Origin of the sequence: Halobacillus sp. Nhm2S1, from assembly GCF_019599545.1 — a bacterium.
Taxonomy (GTDB): domain Bacteria; phylum Bacillota; class Bacilli; order Bacillales; family Halobacillaceae; genus Halobacillus.
The window spans coordinates 972,837-989,701 of the sequence record NZ_JAIEZV010000002.1; the positions used below are offsets into that span (position 1 = coordinate 972,837).

Below are 16,865 nucleotides of genomic sequence, written 5' to 3' on the forward strand. Positions count from 1 at the left end.
CCCCTCCTCTTATGCAGGAGGGGGATTATTATATGCAAAATAACAAATTCCTTCTTCTTAAAGAAAAAGAAACTTAAAAAATAAAGCGGCAGCCGTCGAAATCTACCCTCCTCCCCATACTATAATAAAGGATCTGGAGCTTTCCTCTTCTTCTATACAAAAAGACAGGTGGAAACCCACCTGTCTTGTTTACTATTCATGACTTTTGATCCACTTTTTCTAATACCTTTTGCAAGTGCTCTTCGACAGCTGGAGCGAGAGTTTTTGAATATAACGTACTCAGGTGATGTTGATCACGATAGACGATCACATTGCCTATAACTGGTTTGCATAGATCATCATCACAAAAGTATTTGGATAAATCAGCAAATGTCACATGATCCGGGATTCCATCCGTGTTCTCCCATGGCACTTCTTCTGACAGTGCCTCATTTCTTGGGACGGCACAATCTTCAATATCCTCATTTTCATCCACACAAAGGGGGGTGTCTTCCTCCATTCGCGGATTGTCACGGACGGCGAAGATTTCGGTTATGCCCTCGAGTTTCTCCCACTGTTTAATGTAACCTTCAGGAACATTAGGTTCACTATTCACTGTGGACGTGGTAAATACAACATCAGGAGGGTTGTCCAATAAGTCATTTAAGACTTCTTCATTCCACTCCATACACGTTTCATTTAATAGTCCATCAAAATCATCCGCAGAAAAGCGGCACGCATCCTTGTTATAAATATTGATCTGCAAATTCAAGTCATCAGATATTTCATTTAACGCTGGGAACCAGTGACCAGAATGTGAACCTCCTACTAGGGCAATCGTATAATCTGGATTTTCAGTTTCACCGCGTGAGCAAGTTTTCATGCCTCGTTCGCTTGTATAAGTGAAGCAGTCGCGCGTGTCGTAAAAGGCTGGCAATTCTTCCTGCACTTGTATGGTTGATGGGAATGGCTCCTTTCCAGCAGCTGGTTGTACGTTATCAGAGATCGCACGAGCTCCCGGATAATCCTCTATCTCATACGATTTACTTTGAACTTGACTGCTGTAGACATCCCAACTTAAATTGACAGCAAGGACCGGAATCATACATACCATCAAAGCCGTACCGATCTGCTTCTTGGACGTTTTTACACTCAAGCTTCGAACAGGGGTTTCAATGAAATGAACAGAAAGGTAAGCGAGCACACAGGTAATCAAAATAATGCTAATTCCCGCAAGCGCCGAAATTTCATCAGTGTCAAAGTAGGTATAATAAAAAATAAGCAAAGGCCAGTGCCACAAATAAAACCCATAGGATATACCACCGAATTTAAGCAGCAGCTTCGATCCGAGGAATCGATCCACCCCAAAACCGCCACTGTTCTCGGCTGAAATAATTACCAGAATAACCCCGGTTGTTGGCAAGAGGGCTACATAACCAGGAAAAACACTCGATACTGGTAATACCATCCCAGTGAACACGATAATCGCAAGTCCCAGCCAGCCCATCACCATAGATCCAGTCTTTTTGAAAGAAAGATAAGGAATCAAAAGCGCCAACATTCCGCCAAGGCTGAATTCCCAAACTCTAGCAAAAGTATCAAAGTATGCCCACGGCTGATTAACGGCTGTTTTGTAAATCGAATACGCAAATGACAGCATAAACATCACAACGAGTACCCCGAGTAATGTTTTTCTAACAGGTGTCTTCAAAAGCTTCTTTGCTATGTAATAGGCAAGCATAATTACCAGTGGCCATGTGATATAAAACTGACCTTGAATGGACAATGCCCAAAAGTGTTGAAAAGGGCTGGCCTGATTATTTTGTGCTAAGTAATCCACTGAGCTGAATGCCAGCTGCCAATTTTGAAAATAGAGAGCTGACGAAAAACCTTCCGCAATAATCTGTTTCCACTGGGCTTCAGGCATAATCCAAATGGACCCAACCAGTATGAATAAAATTACCGTAAACGCTACAGGAAAAAGTCTTCTGCCAAGTCCTAATAAATATTCTCCAATATGGATTCGTCCTTCTTTCACCATCTTCGACAGCAAAGAAGTCGTAATTAAGTACCCGGAAACGATGAAAAAGACATCCACTCCGCCTGATACCGACCCTAACCAAATATGGTAAATGGCCACTAACAGTGCTGCAATTGCCCTTACTCCTTCGATTTCTGGCCGAAATCTTTTTTCAGGTGCTCGTAAATCGTTCAATTGTACACACTCCTTCTATGGGAACTGCCCCTGCGTTCTTTATGTACCTTGAACAATCTTAACATGGATTTACTAGATTCGTGCTTTTCTGACTAGTTTTTTAGAATGAATTTACATTTTATTGCCCAGTGATCAGTTTCTATTCAACAAAAAAGAACCGGAGTCGACCCCCGGTTCTTTGTCATTATTTCAAAATGTTCTGAGCTAATTGCGCCAATGGATCAGCCACATCGACAACGTCAGATCCTCCAAGAAGAATATAATTGTGAATCTTTCTCGCATGAATCGACTGCTCCATTGCGGCAGGTAAACTTTCTTCTCTCACTAACAGAAGCGGTGCGTTTTTCTTCGCAGCTAGCACCGAGCCAGTTAGAGCATCGGCATAATTGTATCCTGTTGCAACAAGCGCCTGTTGATCACCAAGGTCAAAGGTATCGATGATGTCAGCCGCCGTTTCAAACCGTGTAGGACCTGAAATTCGGTCCACTTTGCCATTGAATTCTTTAAGGACAGCATTACTCACCACATCATCCCCACCAATCACATATACGTGGGATTGGTCCTTAAGGGCAGCTTTCGTTGCGGCAGGAGCAGCTTGAGGACGGGTCAATAGAATAGGAATACCTTGACGGGCCGCATATGGAGCAACCGCCAGTGCATCCGGATAATTCAGACCTGTCGTCAACACGACCTCGCCTTTATCGGACCCGAGCTTATCTGCAATCAATTGAGCCGTTTCATAGCGATCTTTTCCGCCGATCCGCGTCACAGTATCCAAATTCATCATTGTTAATTCATCTTCTACAGTCTTGCTTACAGCCGCTTCGCTGCCAAGAATAATCACACGATCGGCATGAAGTCTCTCAATCTCTTCTTTTGTTGACGCATCCAATGAACCCGTTCGCGTCAAAAGGATAGGTGCATTATACTTATAGGCTAAAGGAGCACCGGCCAGCGCATCTGGAAAATCGAAGGCCTTGGCCAACACGACTGTATCAGCACCATTCTGCCAGCCCTTCTCAGAAATATCGATAGCTGTTTCAATTCGTGTTTCACCTTTTAAGCGTGAAGTCACGGGCTCTATTGCACCGGAAGCGACAAAACCTTCGCGTCCGTCATCAAGTTTCACGTGATAACGAACCCACTGACGTCCCGGTGATTGATCAGAAGTATCATAAAAAATGGTTGCATCTTTAATTTCTACGACTTCACGTTGATCAAGCTTTTCTCCACCTTGCCCATTCTTCGTATCTCTCAGCCACGTTCCTTCGATCGTCAAAGCTTTATCTTCAACTTCATACATCTGCCTTGACTCTGTTAGAGGAGCCGAGACCTGGTAGTGCATTTGGTTGAAGTTTAAATCGGAATCATCGTCATTCGGGTCATATGTAAAGTCGTTTTTTTCTAAAGGAAGGGACTCTAATCCCAGACCATTATTATATTCCTTAATAGAGTCAAACACTTTCTCCTGATAAGCGGACTCATTTACTTCTCCGTCCTTACGCCTAATCGGACTGTTCACTTCTTTCACTCCATTATAGGCAAGCACCGCAAAGTACCAATGTTCAATCGTATCTTTGGAGTTATCATTGACCGTTGGAATCACACCACGGACACCAAGGTTCCACTTATCATTCAAGATATCGAGCCCAACGTTAATGTTGTACTGAATATCGTTCTTCAATTTTTCTTCATCATACCCCTTATCGGTGACTTGCATGATGCCAATACCACCATCGTCTTGGAGGTTCGGTTCCGTTTGATCTTCATCTACCCATTGCTTCCAAGTAGATTCCGAAAATGCAACAGCTTTGGCTACTTCCGGCGGGATGCCCCGTTCTAAAGCGCTCTCAGTTAACATCTCATTAATATCACTGCATGTTACCTCTGCATCACTTTCCGCACATGGATAATTATCATTGGCTGATAGTGTTACAGAGTCTCCAACCGCAGCAAACGCCTGGTATGGAAATAAACTAAACACGAGTGTTAGTGTCAGTAAAAATCCGGTTATTTTTTTCATCATACCCCTCCTGAGCAAATATACACATCTATTATACTACCATTTCTACATAAAAATGGAAGGTTAACTCAGACATTTATACTATTACAATCCTAAAAAATTACTATGAATCTAAAATTTAGAATGCTCTTAAATCATCATCCGAGGCAAGGGAATAGTATCTGTTAACAAGTGTGTAGAGCCAGATTTCGTCCATTACATTGAGAGGGAATATAATAACAAAAGCACCTTTTCCCTAAAAGGCAGGAAAAGGTGCTTGGATAAAAATATGCATCTCTTTTATTGAATCTTCATCTATCTTTAAAAGGGTTTTTCCTCGGCTATATTCTCTCCCTAAAGGCTTGCGGTCACAACTTTTGAGGGAGCCGTCTTCCATGTTCTGATGTTACTTTTTCTGGTTATATTGGCAGAGGCGCATGCGCTGACACAAAACCTCTTTCCACAAGTTCATCCCAAAAAGCTTTCGGAATTTCCCGTTGGATCATCTCCAAATCTTCCTTGATCCGATCTGGGCGCGTTGAGCCAGGGATGACCGATTTCACCGCTGGATGAGCTGTTGTAAATTGGAGTGCAGCTGCTTTTAACGGAACATTGTACTTTTCACCAATCTCTTTCAATTGATTGACTCTACCAATGATCTCCGCTCCGGCTTTTTCATAGTTGTAATGATCGCCGCCCAACAAAACGCCGGAGTTATAAGGGCTGCCGACAACGATGTCTACATCCTTCTCTTCTGCCATTGTCATCATACGCTGCAGCGCGCGGTCGTGCTGCAGAAGCGTATATTGCGTTGCGGATAAGCAGACATCCGGCTTTGTCTCCTCAAGCTCCATCGCAAGTTCGATCGGTTCTGTCGTGTTGACACCAAGGCCCCATGAGCGGATGACTCCTTCTTCACGAAGACGGGACAACACACGGAAAGCTCCGGTTCTAGCTTCTTCAAATTTAGCGACCCATTCATCTCCGTGGAAGTCAGGAGAAACGTCATGTACGAAGACCATATCTAAACGGTCCGTTTTCAGACGTTCAAGACTTTGCTCGATCGATCTCTTCGTTGCATCTTCTGTATAATCGGTAATCACTTTATTGTTACGGCCATGTTCAAATAGCCCTTCGTTTTCTTCTGTCTCCTCCGTCATATAACGACCTACTTTTGTGCTTAACACATAGTCATCCCGGTTGTATTTCGATAACACGTCACCGACACGCATTTCAGCTAAACCTGCACCATAAAAAGGGGCGGTGTCAAAATAACGGACACCCTGATTCCACGCAGTTTGAATCGTTTCACGGGCTTCTTCTTCAGGAACATCCCTGAACATGTTTCCTAAAGGTGCTGTGCCAAGTCCAACTTTATGTTTCAAAGCATCCTCCAGTGATTTCATGTGCTTTTCCTCCTTTGATCGAATCATAATAGTTGTATATCCAACTATTAGGTCTACCAAACATGATCATAAGGACACCCCCCTCATCAGGAGGAAGGTACATCCAATGCCATTTTCAAGTAATCTACGAACAAAGCGGACTGCTCCTTCAGCTTCACTTTCTCCTCCGGTAAAATTGCATGATCGAGCGCAAGACCGTCGATAAAAGTGATGATCGACCGGGCTACAAGTTCGCTGTCGTAGCGGTCACTGAACTCACCTGATTTTTGCCCCTTTTTAATAAGGTCATCATAAATTCGCAGCCCCATCTCATACCGTTTTTCCCCATACGCACGTCTTCGTTCATCATTTCGTCCCGTAATGAAAAATTCCAGCTTACTTGGTGCGAGTGGATCCATCTCTGTATCAGGACTTCCGTCTTCTCCGAACAAAAGCTGCATAAGCAAACTCCAGTAAGATTCTACTTTTTCCAGAGAATCTTCTGTCGCTTCCGCTTCTTCCGTAAGTCCTTCTTCAAGCAAAGCTTCAAATAGGTCTTCCTTATTTGAGAAATATTGATAGAGCCCACCACGGCTGACGCCAGCCGCCTCCATGACATGCTTCATTGTCGTATGCTCGTAACCATGCTCGATGAAAACCTGCCTCGCTGCTTCTAGAATGTCAGCTCGTCGTTGCTTCAGGTGTTCCTTGCTCACTCGTGGTGACATGCCCCTTTCCTCCTTCCACTTTTCGCTTTGTAATAAATCCGATGACGGATACCAAAACAAGGAGACTAGCCGTAATCGTAAACGTCGGAATGACACCGATCATTGTTGCTATCCAGCCTCCGACGAGGGGACCGATGATTGTCGCTGTCGTCATGACACTGTTGATGACTCCAAATACGCGCCCGGTCATATGGACAGGGGTGTTCACCTGGACGGTCGCCTGGAATGGAACAAATATCAGACTTGCCGAGAAACCCGCGGTGAATCCGAGACCCGGTCCCCAAAGGATCGAATAGTGGAGGTCATAAAAGGTAAGCATCCCCATAATCCCAAAACTCGCTCCAATTCCACAGACCCCAAGAAGCATGAGGGGGTAGGCTTTATAATCTGTTTTCTTTGCTAACAAAAAGCCCGCTAAGAACATCCCAAGTCCAGAACCCGTCACAAGATAACCGAACAGATCAGGAGACGCGTACGTCAGTTCACGAATTAAGACAATAAGCTGGGAATCAGCTGATTGGAGAATCAGTAGGCTGATCCCAACGAGAATTAAACCCGTCATCATAAAACGGCTCGATTTTAGAAAAGAGAAGCCGAGCATGAACTCTTCCTTGAACGACCCTTCCTCTTTTTCTTCTTCGGTCGTTTCAAGAGGGAGCGCATTTGGAACAAACAAAAGGATGACCGCAGAGACGAGGAACGTTGCCGAGTCGATGATGAATACTTGCTGAGCACCGAAAACCGTGACAAGCAACCCACTAACGAGCGGTCCGAGGATTTTCGTCGATGAGTCAATCATCGAGGTAATCGACATCGCCCCTTTCATATCTTCCTCCGGTACGACTTCCTTCAACTTCCCGTTTTTCGCAGGGATGAAGACAGCGGAGAAGATCCCGACTGTAAGCAGCGTTGCATAAACCATCCAAAGCGATGTCGCGACCGTCAAAATAAGGATCAAAACCGCCCTTATGATATCAGAGACAATCATGAGCGTTTTACGGCTGAAGCGGTCAGCTACCATGCCGGCAACCGGTCCGAACAAAGCCATCGGCACAGCCAAACACAAAAAGATAAACGACACTTCAAGCGGTGATGCATCCCATTTCAACCCGACAAGCGTGATAATCGCGACGATACTGAGCCAATCGCCGATGCTCGAGATGGCTTGTGCGGTCATCAAGGTCATATACCCTTTGTTCTTCCATAAACGTTCCATTGGTTGGACCCCTCTCATTTTAAACGACACCGGTGTCGTTTTGTTAGATTTATTATATCGACACTAGTGTCGTTTTGCAACTGTTTTTTTATAAAGAGTGAAATTGCCCATAAAAAAGCATGAAGGCAAAATGATTACCTCCACGCTTTATCAGGTCTGGTTCAAATCCCTTTCGTATTCATCAAAACGACTCTCCAACCATCAGGATCTTCTATCGTCACACCCTTTTCTTCCCAATATGGATTCTCAGATTCCACTTCTTTATATCCCATCTGACGAAGCCTTTCTGTTACCTCCATCACCTCGCTCTGCTTTTCTATATAAAAAACGAGCAAATTATCTTTAGTCGGCGCAGGGCAGGGGCTGCCGGCTTCATGCCTAGTAAACTCGAGATGGTAGGGAAGACCGGGCAATCCATAAACTACTCCCTCATACCCCCTGTGACCTGCGAAGTCTGTCAGTCTTTCTAAACCAAGTCCGGACTCATAAAAATCAATCACCTTTTCAAATTGATCGGTCGGTCTCGCTATTCTTATTTGTGATGCTTCAAATCTTGGAAACTTCATTCATCTCCTCCTATTTGTATAGACGCACTTGTTACAGGAACCGCAGACCTCTTTTAAACCAATTGTAATTGATTTAGAAGAATAGCCCATTAGAGGAAAGAATGAAATCCTTGTACAACTTTGGACTGAATAAGAAGAAGGACATTGACTTCTTGTTAGAGGACGTTAAAGCAGCGTTAGAGGACATTGATCTCGAGTTAAGGAACATATTAACCAATAAGACAAAAAAAGCGCCCTTCCACCTGTGTGGAAAAAGGCACTTTTCACTACGCTTAAATATTCACAGGACTCTCTTCCTGCTCCTCCGTCAACCCCAGCGTTTCTTCTGTTGTCGCATGAATTTCACGGATCAATTCTGGATTTTCAACTAAATCTTTCCCATACGAAGGAATCATTTCTTTAATCTTCGGTTCCCATTCTTTCACCTGCTCTGGGAAACACCTTCCCATCAGCTCAAGCATGACGGAAACAGCTGTCGATGCTCCTGGAGAGGCACCAAGTAAGGCGGCGATGGATCCATCTGCGGAACTGACGACTTCCGTTCCGAATTGAAGGGTTCCTTTCCCACCGCCTTCCGTATCCTTGATGACCTGCACCCGTTGGCCTGCAGTGACGAGATCCCAGTCCTCTGCTTTAGCCGTAGGGATGAATTCACGCAATTCTTCCAGTCGTTTTTCTTTGGATTGGATGACCTGCTCGATCAGATACTTCGTCAAGGAAGCGTTCTTCACTCCTGCCGCTACCATTGTAGCTAAGTTATCCTTTTGGACGGAGGTAATCAAATCAAGCAGCGATCCGGTTTTCAAAAATTTAGGCGAGAAACCGGCAAACGGTCCAAAAAGTAAGCTCTCTTTGCCGTCAATGAAACGAGTGTCCAGGTGGGGCACCGACATCGGTGGGGCGCCGACTTTGGCCTTTCCATACACTTTCGCACGGTGTTCGGAAATGACCTCCGGATTGTTGCACACCATAAACAAACCACTGACAGGGAATCCACCAATCTGTTTGGATTCGGGAATGCCTGTTTTCTGAAGCAAGTGCAAGCTTCCTCCACCGCCCCCGATGAAGACAAAGTTGGACTTATGAAATTCTATCTTGTTGTTTTGGAGATCGCGCACTTTCACTTCCCACGATCCGTCTTCTGCACGCTTGATATCTTCAACGCTGTGTTTATAGTTGATCTCAAGGTTTTCTTTTTCCAAGTGATCGAACATCTTCCGCGTCAATGACCCGAAGTTTACGTCCGTCCCCGCATCAATCTTCGTTGCGGCGATTGGTTCTGTGATTGTCCGGTTCTTCATAATAAGCGGAATCCAATCTTCCAGTTTGTCTGGATCATCCGAAAACTCCATGTCTTTAAACAACGGGTTCGTAACCATTGTTTTAAAGCGCTTTCTCAAGAAATCAACATTGTTTTCCCCCTGCACAAAACTCATATGCGGCAAAGGCATGATAAAGTCATTCGGGCTACTGATCCGGTTGTTTTTTACGAGATAAGACCAAAATTGCTTCGAGACTTGAAACTGTTCATTCACTTTAATGGCTTTTGACATATCGATTGTACCGTCAGGATTTTCGTTCGTGTAGTTCAGCTCACAAAGGGCTGCATGGCCTGTACCTGCATTGTTCCATACATTAGAACTTTCTTCTCCTGCACTTCCAAGCCTTTCAAACACGCGAATGTTCCAGTCCGGCACCAATTCTTTAAGCAAAGATCCCAATGTCGCACTCATGATCCCTGCACCAATTAAAATCACATCTGTCTTCGAGTATTTTTTGCTCATTTCCCTTTCATTCTCCCTATTATCAGATATTTTTATCTATGTTCAGTGTATCACTATTATCGAAAAATTAAAATATTTGGAAGCCCTTCCGTTTGCGGTTTCGCCAGGGACACTTTCCTGAGGGAAAGAAAACATCGCACCATCAGCCTATTCAAATAAGGGGAGGAGGGTTCAGCACTGTGATGTTTTTTCTCAGTACCTTGAGATCAGACTTTTATCTGGATGAAATAATAAAAAAGTGTCTGCGCTCTTAAGAGAGGCAGACACTTTTTTCACATAAACAATAACGTTAATCCAGGAGCCAGTACGGATACAATAACGGCACTCAACACCATCGCAATCGTACTGACAGAACCTTCAAGTGGATCCCGCTCCATTGATGTCGCTGTTCCGATTGCATGGGAGGCACTCCCCATGCCGACCCCTTTTCCAAGCGGATGGGTCAAACGGGAAAAGCGCATGACCACAGGGTGAATCAGCACCCCGCCTATTCCAGCAATCATGACAAAGACAGCCGCGAGCGGCATGACGCCACCGCTTGATTCCGCAATCGACATCGCGACAGGTGTGGTCACCGATTTCGGAACAATCGAGTGGATGATCAACTCACTGAATCCCGCCCACTTGCTGAGCAAAAGTCCAGAAGTCACACCAATAAACGCGCCCACTGAAGTTCCTACTAAAATTGGCAGAAGCATCTTTTTCAAAAGATCACGGTACTGGTAAAGCGGGAAAGCAAGCGCAACGACTGCAGGCCCAAGCAAGTGATCGATCCACCTGCCGCCAAGCATATACGTATCATAGGAAAGACCGAACACCAGTAAAAGAATGATGATGGTTACGGTCGACAGAATGATCGGGGCCGTATAGATGCGGCGGAATCTGCGATAAACGAACAATGCCCCTTGATAGATAAGAATCGTCATGAAGATAACAGCCGAAGCCAGAAGAAGACTATTCATGAGCAGCCTCCCTCCTTCTTGCCATCCATTGGGCAACTACCCCTGAAATCCCCATCACCAAGGCCGTACTCAATAGGCCGATGAAAACTAACAAAACCCCTTTTCCTTCAAAAACATACGCATAGCTCATAACCCCGACAGTTGCGGGTATGAAAAAGAACGGGAGGTGTTTGATCATGAACCCTACGCCCTGTTTAAACCAATTTTCGGGAACAAGTTTGAGAGACAGGAACGCAAACAAGATTACCAGACCGATGACACTGCCCGGGATGAATAAGTTGAATGTATTTTGTATGAGTGTTCCGAGCAGGTAAATGATATATAACCCTGCAATTTGTACAATGATAGCGACTGCTTTTGACACGTGTGATCCTTCTTTCTAGTGGTGATATGGAAGTTTTATTCTTTTATTATATAGGAATCTAAAGAGCATACAAAAATCCTGCTTTTTATGCTTACTGTTCTTACGGCAGAAAGCGTAGGGACATTTTTTCATGACATGAACTTTAGATTATGGACGATATAGTAATATTCTTCTATATTATTTCGTAATTATCTTTTCAAGATATGTGCGCGACATTCCGCCCGTATGGTGGGTTTGAAATTTTCTACAATAATGATGAGCCGGTGATTGTATCAGAAGAAGTGGGAAACTCGACCCAAGCCCAGCGGTTTTGAATGACCGATAAAAAGTGCCTGTTCCCTTAATGGGGAGCAGGCACTTTTTATTTTTCACTCTACCTTCAATTGAATCCCTTTGCTCTTCGCCAAGTCGTCGGCCACAATAGCTACCCCTTCCACTTTATTTCCCGGTGTGACTTTCGGCTGGACAGATGGGTTCAGAGGATAGGTTTTACCATCAAACTTGACCTGAGCGAAAAAGTCTTCCATTCCCCCTCCAGCCACATACATAATCAGATCCCTATAGCCCTTAGTCGTTGTATTGGACACAATGACAGGGTTCCTAACAAGGGAGAATCGAGAAAGTATTTGATAGGCACCCTCTTGTTCTTTAAGAATGACAGCACTGCATCCACCCGTTCCACAGACCAATGGACCAACTAAAAAAACGAAAACCTCTTGAACCCCATCGTTATTCAAATCGATTCTATTATAATAATATCTGATGTTTTCTTCAGATAGTTTGAAATTATATTCCCCTTCAATGGCAGCTTCCAATTTTAGATCCCTTTCTGTTTCTGAACAAACATAGGTGAGCGAAGAAAAATCGATTCCCTTTTTATTGGAAAAAGGTTCATACTCACAAAGACTCCTTTTTATATTCATGAGTTCATCCCTTGAAGGATAGGGGTATTCAAATGCTAAAGCACGAGCAATAGACTTGTGAGCTTCCGATTTACGTCCTAACTTTATTTGGGCATCAGCTAAATAATACCAATACGTAGAAGAATCATATTCTCTTAAAAGGGCGCTGTAATACTGTTCCACCTTTTTAAAATAAGAGGGATACACGTCTCTCGCCCTCTCAAACCCTTCACGACCTAAACGGAAAACCTCTACAATGAAAGCCAAACCGGTATCATGATTCCATAGAGCGATTTCGTAAAGTCCGTCTCCTTCTGGACCGGGATCCATGTCCTCCACATCAATCATACTGAAGTATTGATTACCTTTAACTAAATCTCTAAACCCTCCATTTTCCCATTGGTAAACGCTGAGGTCTGCCCAAATTGATCCTACTTGCCAACCGACAAGGATGTTGTATTCGTTTCTGTTTTTTAGTGGAGCCGCCCCTAAGGACATGACCCCATACCCTTTACCTTTTTTCGTATCAGCTACGTACCATCCAACTGGTCCTTGCTTCAGAATCATGAGATAGTTTTCACCACGCCAGTAGTAGATGCCTGCGACCTCTAGAACTCCATCCCCATCAAGATCTGCACTTAATAAGGCTTTCTTGGGTTTGGGTGCTGCTAACTGAACCATGGTGGCTGTCGGGGGCAGGAAACGTTTGAAGATACTCCCTTCGCCTTCTTTTTTGCCCATAAGGTGTCACCCCTTTATTAATCAATATATGTGAGTATGGATGCGGCATGTAAAACACCTTCCCCATTTTATGAGCGCTCAAGGCAGTCTTATTGGCATCAGTACAGGTCTCTTTTCCAGCTCCCCACCTTAGAAAAATAATTATTCCAATATAAAGTTTACCTCTTATTTTATAGGGTATAAGTTATCCATCAGAAGACCTAAAATTAAGTTCAATTCACTTGGAATTAAAAATAAAACAAACCTTTTCTACTAGGAGGATATTCACATGAGAATACAAAATTTATCTCTATTTAAAGAATGCTTTGGAGCTGTAGAAGGAGAAACGCAAAACCTTGGAAATGCAAACCTTACCCAGTTGCAGGCAGGATCAATTAAATTCGAATCTAAAGTCCCCCAGCTGGAGTACATGTGCTTGATGATGGAAAATATGGTCTTGATGAAAAAGTTGAAAGGGAATGTTTACGCCGGATTTCAAAAGTTTTCTCGTGCAAAAAATGTGATTGAACGTTTCCAGGCGATGACCGAATACTCCAATGTGTACATATTTGGCGAAGAGGATGCACCTGTGGATCCAAATGACGGTATCCATTACATAGCCCTTCCACCGAACAGTGAATTAATCAGAGAATGGTTTCTTGTCATCGACGCTCCAAACTTTAAATCCATGATGGTTGCTTATGATTTGGACGGATTCGGAGTGCACGAAGTGGAGGAAGGACGTAATTTTAGAGGAGCCAAATCTTCCAGCCCCAAAGTCATTAACCATGCGTCCAGCTTATTGGAAAACCATACGAAGCCCATCACAGAACTTGCTTAAAAGATTTCTTGAGGGGGGAAGGCATCTCCCCTCTTTATTTTATTTAAGGAGATGAACACCTACATGACCACACCGTCCAAATTACAACGTATGACAACCATCGGTATTTTGTCTGCCATCAGTATTTTACTTTATTACATCAAGTTTCCCGTCCCATTCTTCCCTCCCTTTCTCACTTTGGATGTTAGTGATATTCCAGCCTTAGTCGGAGCCATCACACTCGGACCTGTAGCGGGGATTCTCATTCAGCTCTTAAAAAACATCGTGGACTACATCTCCCATGGAAGCTACGTCGGCTTACCTGTAGGACAGGTCGCCAACTTTTTATCAGGGTCTTTAATGGTAGGATTAATCGGGACATTTTACCACTTCAGAAAAAAGATTCATATAAGCAGTTACATCTTATCTGTGCTTCTTTTTATAACATCTATGTATCTCTTGAATTACTACTTTATCCTGCCTTCAATCATGAACCTTATGGGAATCAGTGAAGCACAATATGTAGAGGGCTTCACCCAGTTCAACCCAATGGCCACAGACTTTACGACAGCCGTTCTTTTCGTTATTCTTCCTTTTAATTTAATAAAAGTTGCCATGGTCTATTCTATTGGGCTTCCTTTCTCTTTACGTTTACAACGCTCGATCCAACCAGAAAGGAAGAATCTAGCCGCATGAGAAAGAATACGATTCAACCCCCATGGTTTTACATAATGGCCATCTTTATGTATGGAATTGGAAGCTTCTCTTTACCTTTTTTCCTGTCGCCCCTGTTAAGTTTCGCAGGATTTTTGGTGATCAGTATCCTTCTCGCAATCTCCTATTGGTTAAGACAGAAAAGAAACAAAGAGGGCCATGACGAAGATATTCAGGAAGAAGCAGTGTCAACAGTAGACCATCAGGCGATTACTGCTTCATTGGAAGAGTTGAGACATATAGAAGCTCACAGTGAACATTTGAATACAATGAACCAACAGTCTTCGGAAACATCCGAACAAGTCAATCAACAACTCATGACAATGGTAGAGAACATTCAAACTGAACAAGACCATCTCAACGATTTTCAAAAACAAATGGAAACCATTCAGGGAATGATCGATTCTTTAGGAAATACCATCAAGACATCTGCGGAGACCTCTGAAACCGTACGAACCCTCTCGACCAGCGGTAAAGAAAAAGTCGATCAATTCAATGCTGTCTTCTCAGAAATCCTTCAAGCCACAGAGCAGTTTGGAAACTTTAATGAGAGACTACTTTCTCAAATGAAAAAGGTCACAGAGGCTCTCGGATCCATTGAATACATTTCAAACCAAACCAATCTACTAGCTTTAAATGCATCCATCGAGGCCGCTCGAGCTGGTGAGCATGGGAGAGGATTTGGCGTGGTCGCTGATGAAATACGAAAGCTTTCCGCCCAGGTGAAAGAGAGTGCAAGCGATATTGAGACGGTAATCAGTCATGTCAATCACAGCATTGCAGAGCAAAAGCAGTCGTATCAAACCGAAACCATAACATTATATGTGGGGAAAGAAAAAGCAGAAGAAATGACCCAGATCTTTGACGAGGTGTTGGGTAATATTTCAACACTCTATCATCAATCGACTCAAGTTCAAGCCCTTTCCGATGAAGTCTTGGAAGAAAAACAGGCAACGCAGAATAAATTTAATGCCATTCATGAATTGACCGTTCAACTTTCTGCACACACCGAAGGATCTTCAGAAAAAATTATGGAACAGCAAGCTACTATGATGGAACTGGACATGACGGCTATGACGATGACACAGCACATTCAAGAAGTGAAACAAACTCTTCAGCAGTATAGATCGAACACAGAAAATGTTCGTTGGTTAAGGCCTAGTGAAATGAATAAACGAAAAGAAGAAAAAATAAGCTCTTGACCAGTACTTAATCCTTGAACCCTTTCTCTAGATAAAGAGGGAGTATGCGAAAATAAATGGTCAAGTGGCTCCATATACCGGTTATACCGGTTATACCGGTTAATCTAATAATAGGGGCTATCCTTCTTTGAATTTTGATGCAAAGGAGAGATTTACAGGGAAATACACATCACATATATCATGATTCGTTTTATAGTAGACAAAAGACTGCATCACTATTGAATAGTGATGCAGTCTTTTTTATTTGCCGAAATCTAGATAGGGGAAAACTCCATGTTCACACGGTAAAAGTTAATCAAAAAAATTGTCACTTATGATATGGCTCGTTTCGTATGATTTTGAATGCACGATACACCTGTTCCACCAACATCAGCCGCATCAACTGGTGCGGAAACGTCATATTCGAAAACGACAACCCATAATCACTTCGCTCCAGGACCTCATTACTCAACCCAAGCGAACCTCCAATCACAAACGCTACTTTACTTTTCCCGTACGTAGCAAGCTCGTCCATTTTCTTCGCCAGCTTCTCGGATGTGAGTTGCTTGCCTTCAATTTCTAATGTAATGACATATGTATCCTGTGAAATCTTTGAAAGGATGCGCTCTCCTTCTTTTTGCTTCACTTCCACCATTTGCGCTTCACTTAAGTTTTCTGGTGCTTTTTCATCTGGGACCTCAATGACATCCACTTTCGCATAGGGGCCGAGCCGTTTCACATATTCTGCGATTCCCTGCTTCAGATATTTCTCCTTTAACTTCCCAACACTAATAATCGTAATCTTCATGCCGTATTCCTCCGTCAAGCTTATTTGTCTCTAGTGTACCACGAAGTGGATTTCCATAATTAGACGTACCAGGTCATACAGAAAATGGGAATTATTCATAAGTGTCCATGATCAACATAGACATGGATTGTAAGCCACTAATTCCTAAAGAGGAGATGACAGCATGAGTGAATTCAAGAAGAACAACGACTCTAGGGAAAATGAGCAGGCCAAGAAGAAAGATGATGGATTTGTCAAAGGGGTATCCAAAGAAGCCAATGACTTCATTCATAATACAGTCGACACCTCTGGCAAGATTATTAAGTCGATTACGGGTGAAGGTGGGTTGATTGGGAAGACGGTAGATTCTTCCGGTGATATCGTTAAGAAAGCCTCTGAGAAAGGTTCAGATGTCATCGGAAAGACCGTGGACAATTCTTCCAAAGCGTTTAAATCGATTAAAGACAAGACGTTCAACAGAAAGAAATAGATCGTATTACAAAGGAACCCGGGTTTCGGCGGGTTCTTTTTTTATATCAA

General features: G+C 43.4%; 15 protein-coding genes. 4 read left to right on the forward strand and 11 right to left on the reverse strand.

Annotation, left to right across the window (positions count from 1 at the left end; all coding sequences use genetic code 11):
• Window positions 1-196 precede the first annotated feature (196 nt).
• The 10 genes from K2225_RS11030 to K2225_RS11075 form a co-directional block, all read right to left on the reverse strand.
• Window positions 197-2,194: an acyltransferase family protein gene (locus K2225_RS11030; protein WP_220584780.1), complete on the reverse strand. Its 1,998-nt coding sequence runs from the start codon at window positions 2,192-2,194 to the stop codon at window positions 197-199.
• Window positions 2,195-2,378: 184 nt separating this feature from the next.
• On the reverse strand, window positions 2,379-4,217 hold the full coding sequence (locus tag K2225_RS11035; protein WP_220584781.1) for a cell wall-binding repeat-containing protein: 1,839 nt from the start codon (window positions 4,215-4,217) through the stop codon (window positions 2,379-2,381).
• A gap of 398 nt (window positions 4,218-4,615) precedes the next feature.
• Window positions 4,616-5,602 carry an aldo/keto reductase gene (locus K2225_RS11040; RefSeq protein ID WP_220584782.1) on the reverse strand — a complete coding sequence of 329 codons (987 nt, stop codon included), beginning with the start codon at window positions 5,600-5,602 and terminating at the stop codon, window positions 4,616-4,618.
• An 86-nt stretch (window positions 5,603-5,688) separates the two neighbouring features.
• Window positions 5,689-6,309, reverse strand: a complete 621-nt coding sequence (locus K2225_RS11045; protein ID WP_220584783.1) for a TetR/AcrR family transcriptional regulator — start codon at window positions 6,307-6,309, stop codon at window positions 5,689-5,691.
• Window positions 6,263-7,525, reverse strand: coding sequence for an MFS transporter (locus tag K2225_RS11050; RefSeq protein ID WP_220584784.1), 1,263 nt, complete (start codon window positions 7,523-7,525; stop codon window positions 6,263-6,265). The genes K2225_RS11045 and K2225_RS11050 overlap by 47 nt, the downstream gene beginning before the upstream one ends.
• A 161-nt stretch (window positions 7,526-7,686) precedes the next feature.
• Window positions 7,687-8,091 (reverse strand): VOC family protein, encoded by a 405-nt coding sequence (locus tag K2225_RS11055; RefSeq protein WP_220584785.1) that lies wholly within the window; start codon window positions 8,089-8,091, stop codon window positions 7,687-7,689.
• Window positions 8,092-8,363: 272 nt separating this feature from the next.
• Window positions 8,364-9,875 (reverse strand): malate:quinone oxidoreductase, encoded by a 1,512-nt coding sequence (locus tag K2225_RS11060; protein WP_220584786.1) that lies wholly within the window; start codon window positions 9,873-9,875, stop codon window positions 8,364-8,366.
• A 272-nt stretch (window positions 9,876-10,147) separates the two neighbouring features.
• On the reverse strand, window positions 10,148-10,837 hold the full coding sequence (locus K2225_RS11065) for an LrgB family protein (RefSeq protein ID WP_220584787.1): 690 nt from the start codon (window positions 10,835-10,837) through the stop codon (window positions 10,148-10,150).
• Window positions 10,830-11,201 carry a CidA/LrgA family protein gene (locus K2225_RS11070; RefSeq protein ID WP_220584788.1) on the reverse strand — a complete coding sequence of 124 codons (372 nt, stop codon included), beginning with the start codon at window positions 11,199-11,201 and terminating at the stop codon, window positions 10,830-10,832. Before K2225_RS11070 ends, K2225_RS11065 begins: the two co-directional genes overlap by 8 nt.
• Window positions 11,202-11,569: 368 nt before the next feature.
• Window positions 11,570-12,844, reverse strand: a complete 1,275-nt coding sequence (locus K2225_RS11075; protein WP_220584789.1) for a hypothetical protein — start codon at window positions 12,842-12,844, stop codon at window positions 11,570-11,572.
• Between the two features lie 268 nt (window positions 12,845-13,112).
• Between K2225_RS11075 and K2225_RS11080 the strand changes: the two genes are divergently transcribed.
• From K2225_RS11080 to K2225_RS11090, 3 genes are all read left to right on the forward strand, one after another.
• On the forward strand, window positions 13,113-13,664 hold the full coding sequence (locus tag K2225_RS11080) for a DICT sensory domain-containing protein (RefSeq protein WP_220584790.1): 552 nt from the start codon (window positions 13,113-13,115) through the stop codon (window positions 13,662-13,664).
• A gap of 63 nt (window positions 13,665-13,727) precedes the next feature.
• The gene (locus tag K2225_RS11085; protein WP_483306104.1) at window positions 13,728-14,339 is read left to right on the forward strand and encodes an ECF transporter S component; all 612 of its coding nucleotides are present in this window, start codon (window positions 13,728-13,730) and stop codon (window positions 14,337-14,339) included.
• A complete protein-coding gene (locus K2225_RS11090; protein ID WP_220584792.1) occupies window positions 14,336-15,559 on the forward strand; it encodes a methyl-accepting chemotaxis protein in 1,224 nt (407 codons plus the stop codon). Before K2225_RS11085 ends, K2225_RS11090 begins: the two co-directional genes overlap by 4 nt.
• 307 nt (window positions 15,560-15,866) lie before the next feature.
• On the opposite strand, the gene rlmH is transcribed toward K2225_RS11090, so the two are convergent.
• Window positions 15,867-16,346: a 23S rRNA (pseudouridine(1915)-N(3))-methyltransferase RlmH gene (rlmH, locus tag K2225_RS11095; RefSeq protein ID WP_220584793.1), complete on the reverse strand. Its 480-nt coding sequence runs from the start codon at window positions 16,344-16,346 to the stop codon at window positions 15,867-15,869.
• 163 nt (window positions 16,347-16,509) lie between these two features.
• Between rlmH and K2225_RS11100 the strand changes: the two genes are divergently transcribed.
• Window positions 16,510-16,815: a hypothetical protein gene (locus K2225_RS11100; RefSeq protein WP_220584794.1), complete on the forward strand. Its 306-nt coding sequence runs from the start codon at window positions 16,510-16,512 to the stop codon at window positions 16,813-16,815.
• Window positions 16,816-16,865: the final 50 nt, after the last annotated feature.

Coding starts and splice junctions, on each gene's coding strand:
- K2225_RS11035 (WP_220584781.1), bottom strand. CDS start 4,217: ATGAAAAAAATAACCGGATTTTTACTGACACTAACACTCGTGTTTAGT.
- K2225_RS11040 (WP_220584782.1), bottom strand. CDS start 5,602: ATGAAATCACTGGAGGATGCTTTGAAACATAAAGTTGGACTTGGCACA.
- K2225_RS11045 (WP_220584783.1), bottom strand. CDS start 6,309: ATGTCACCACGAGTGAGCAAGGAACACCTGAAGCAACGACGAGCTGAC.
- K2225_RS11050 (WP_220584784.1), bottom strand. CDS start 7,525: ATGGAACGTTTATGGAAGAACAAAGGGTATATGACCTTGATGACCGCA.
- K2225_RS11055 (WP_220584785.1), bottom strand. CDS start 8,091: ATGAAGTTTCCAAGATTTGAAGCATCACAAATAAGAATAGCGAGACCG.
- K2225_RS11060 (WP_220584786.1), bottom strand. CDS start 9,875: ATGAGCAAAAAATACTCGAAGACAGATGTGATTTTAATTGGTGCAGGG.
- K2225_RS11065 (WP_220584787.1), bottom strand. CDS start 10,837: ATGAATAGTCTTCTTCTGGCTTCGGCTGTTATCTTCATGACGATTCTT.
- K2225_RS11075 (WP_220584789.1), bottom strand. CDS start 12,844: ATGGGCAAAAAAGAAGGCGAAGGGAGTATCTTCAAACGTTTCCTGCCC.
- K2225_RS11080 (WP_220584790.1), top strand. CDS start 13,113: ATGAGAATACAAAATTTATCTCTATTTAAAGAATGCTTTGGAGCTGTA.
- K2225_RS11085 (WP_483306104.1), top strand. CDS start 13,728: ATGACCACACCGTCCAAATTACAACGTATGACAACCATCGGTATTTTG.
- K2225_RS11090 (WP_220584792.1), top strand. CDS start 14,336: ATGAGAAAGAATACGATTCAACCCCCATGGTTTTACATAATGGCCATC.
- rlmH (WP_220584793.1), bottom strand. CDS start 16,346: ATGAAGATTACGATTATTAGTGTTGGGAAGTTAAAGGAGAAATATCTG.
- K2225_RS11100 (WP_220584794.1), top strand. CDS start 16,510: ATGAGTGAATTCAAGAAGAACAACGACTCTAGGGAAAATGAGCAGGCC.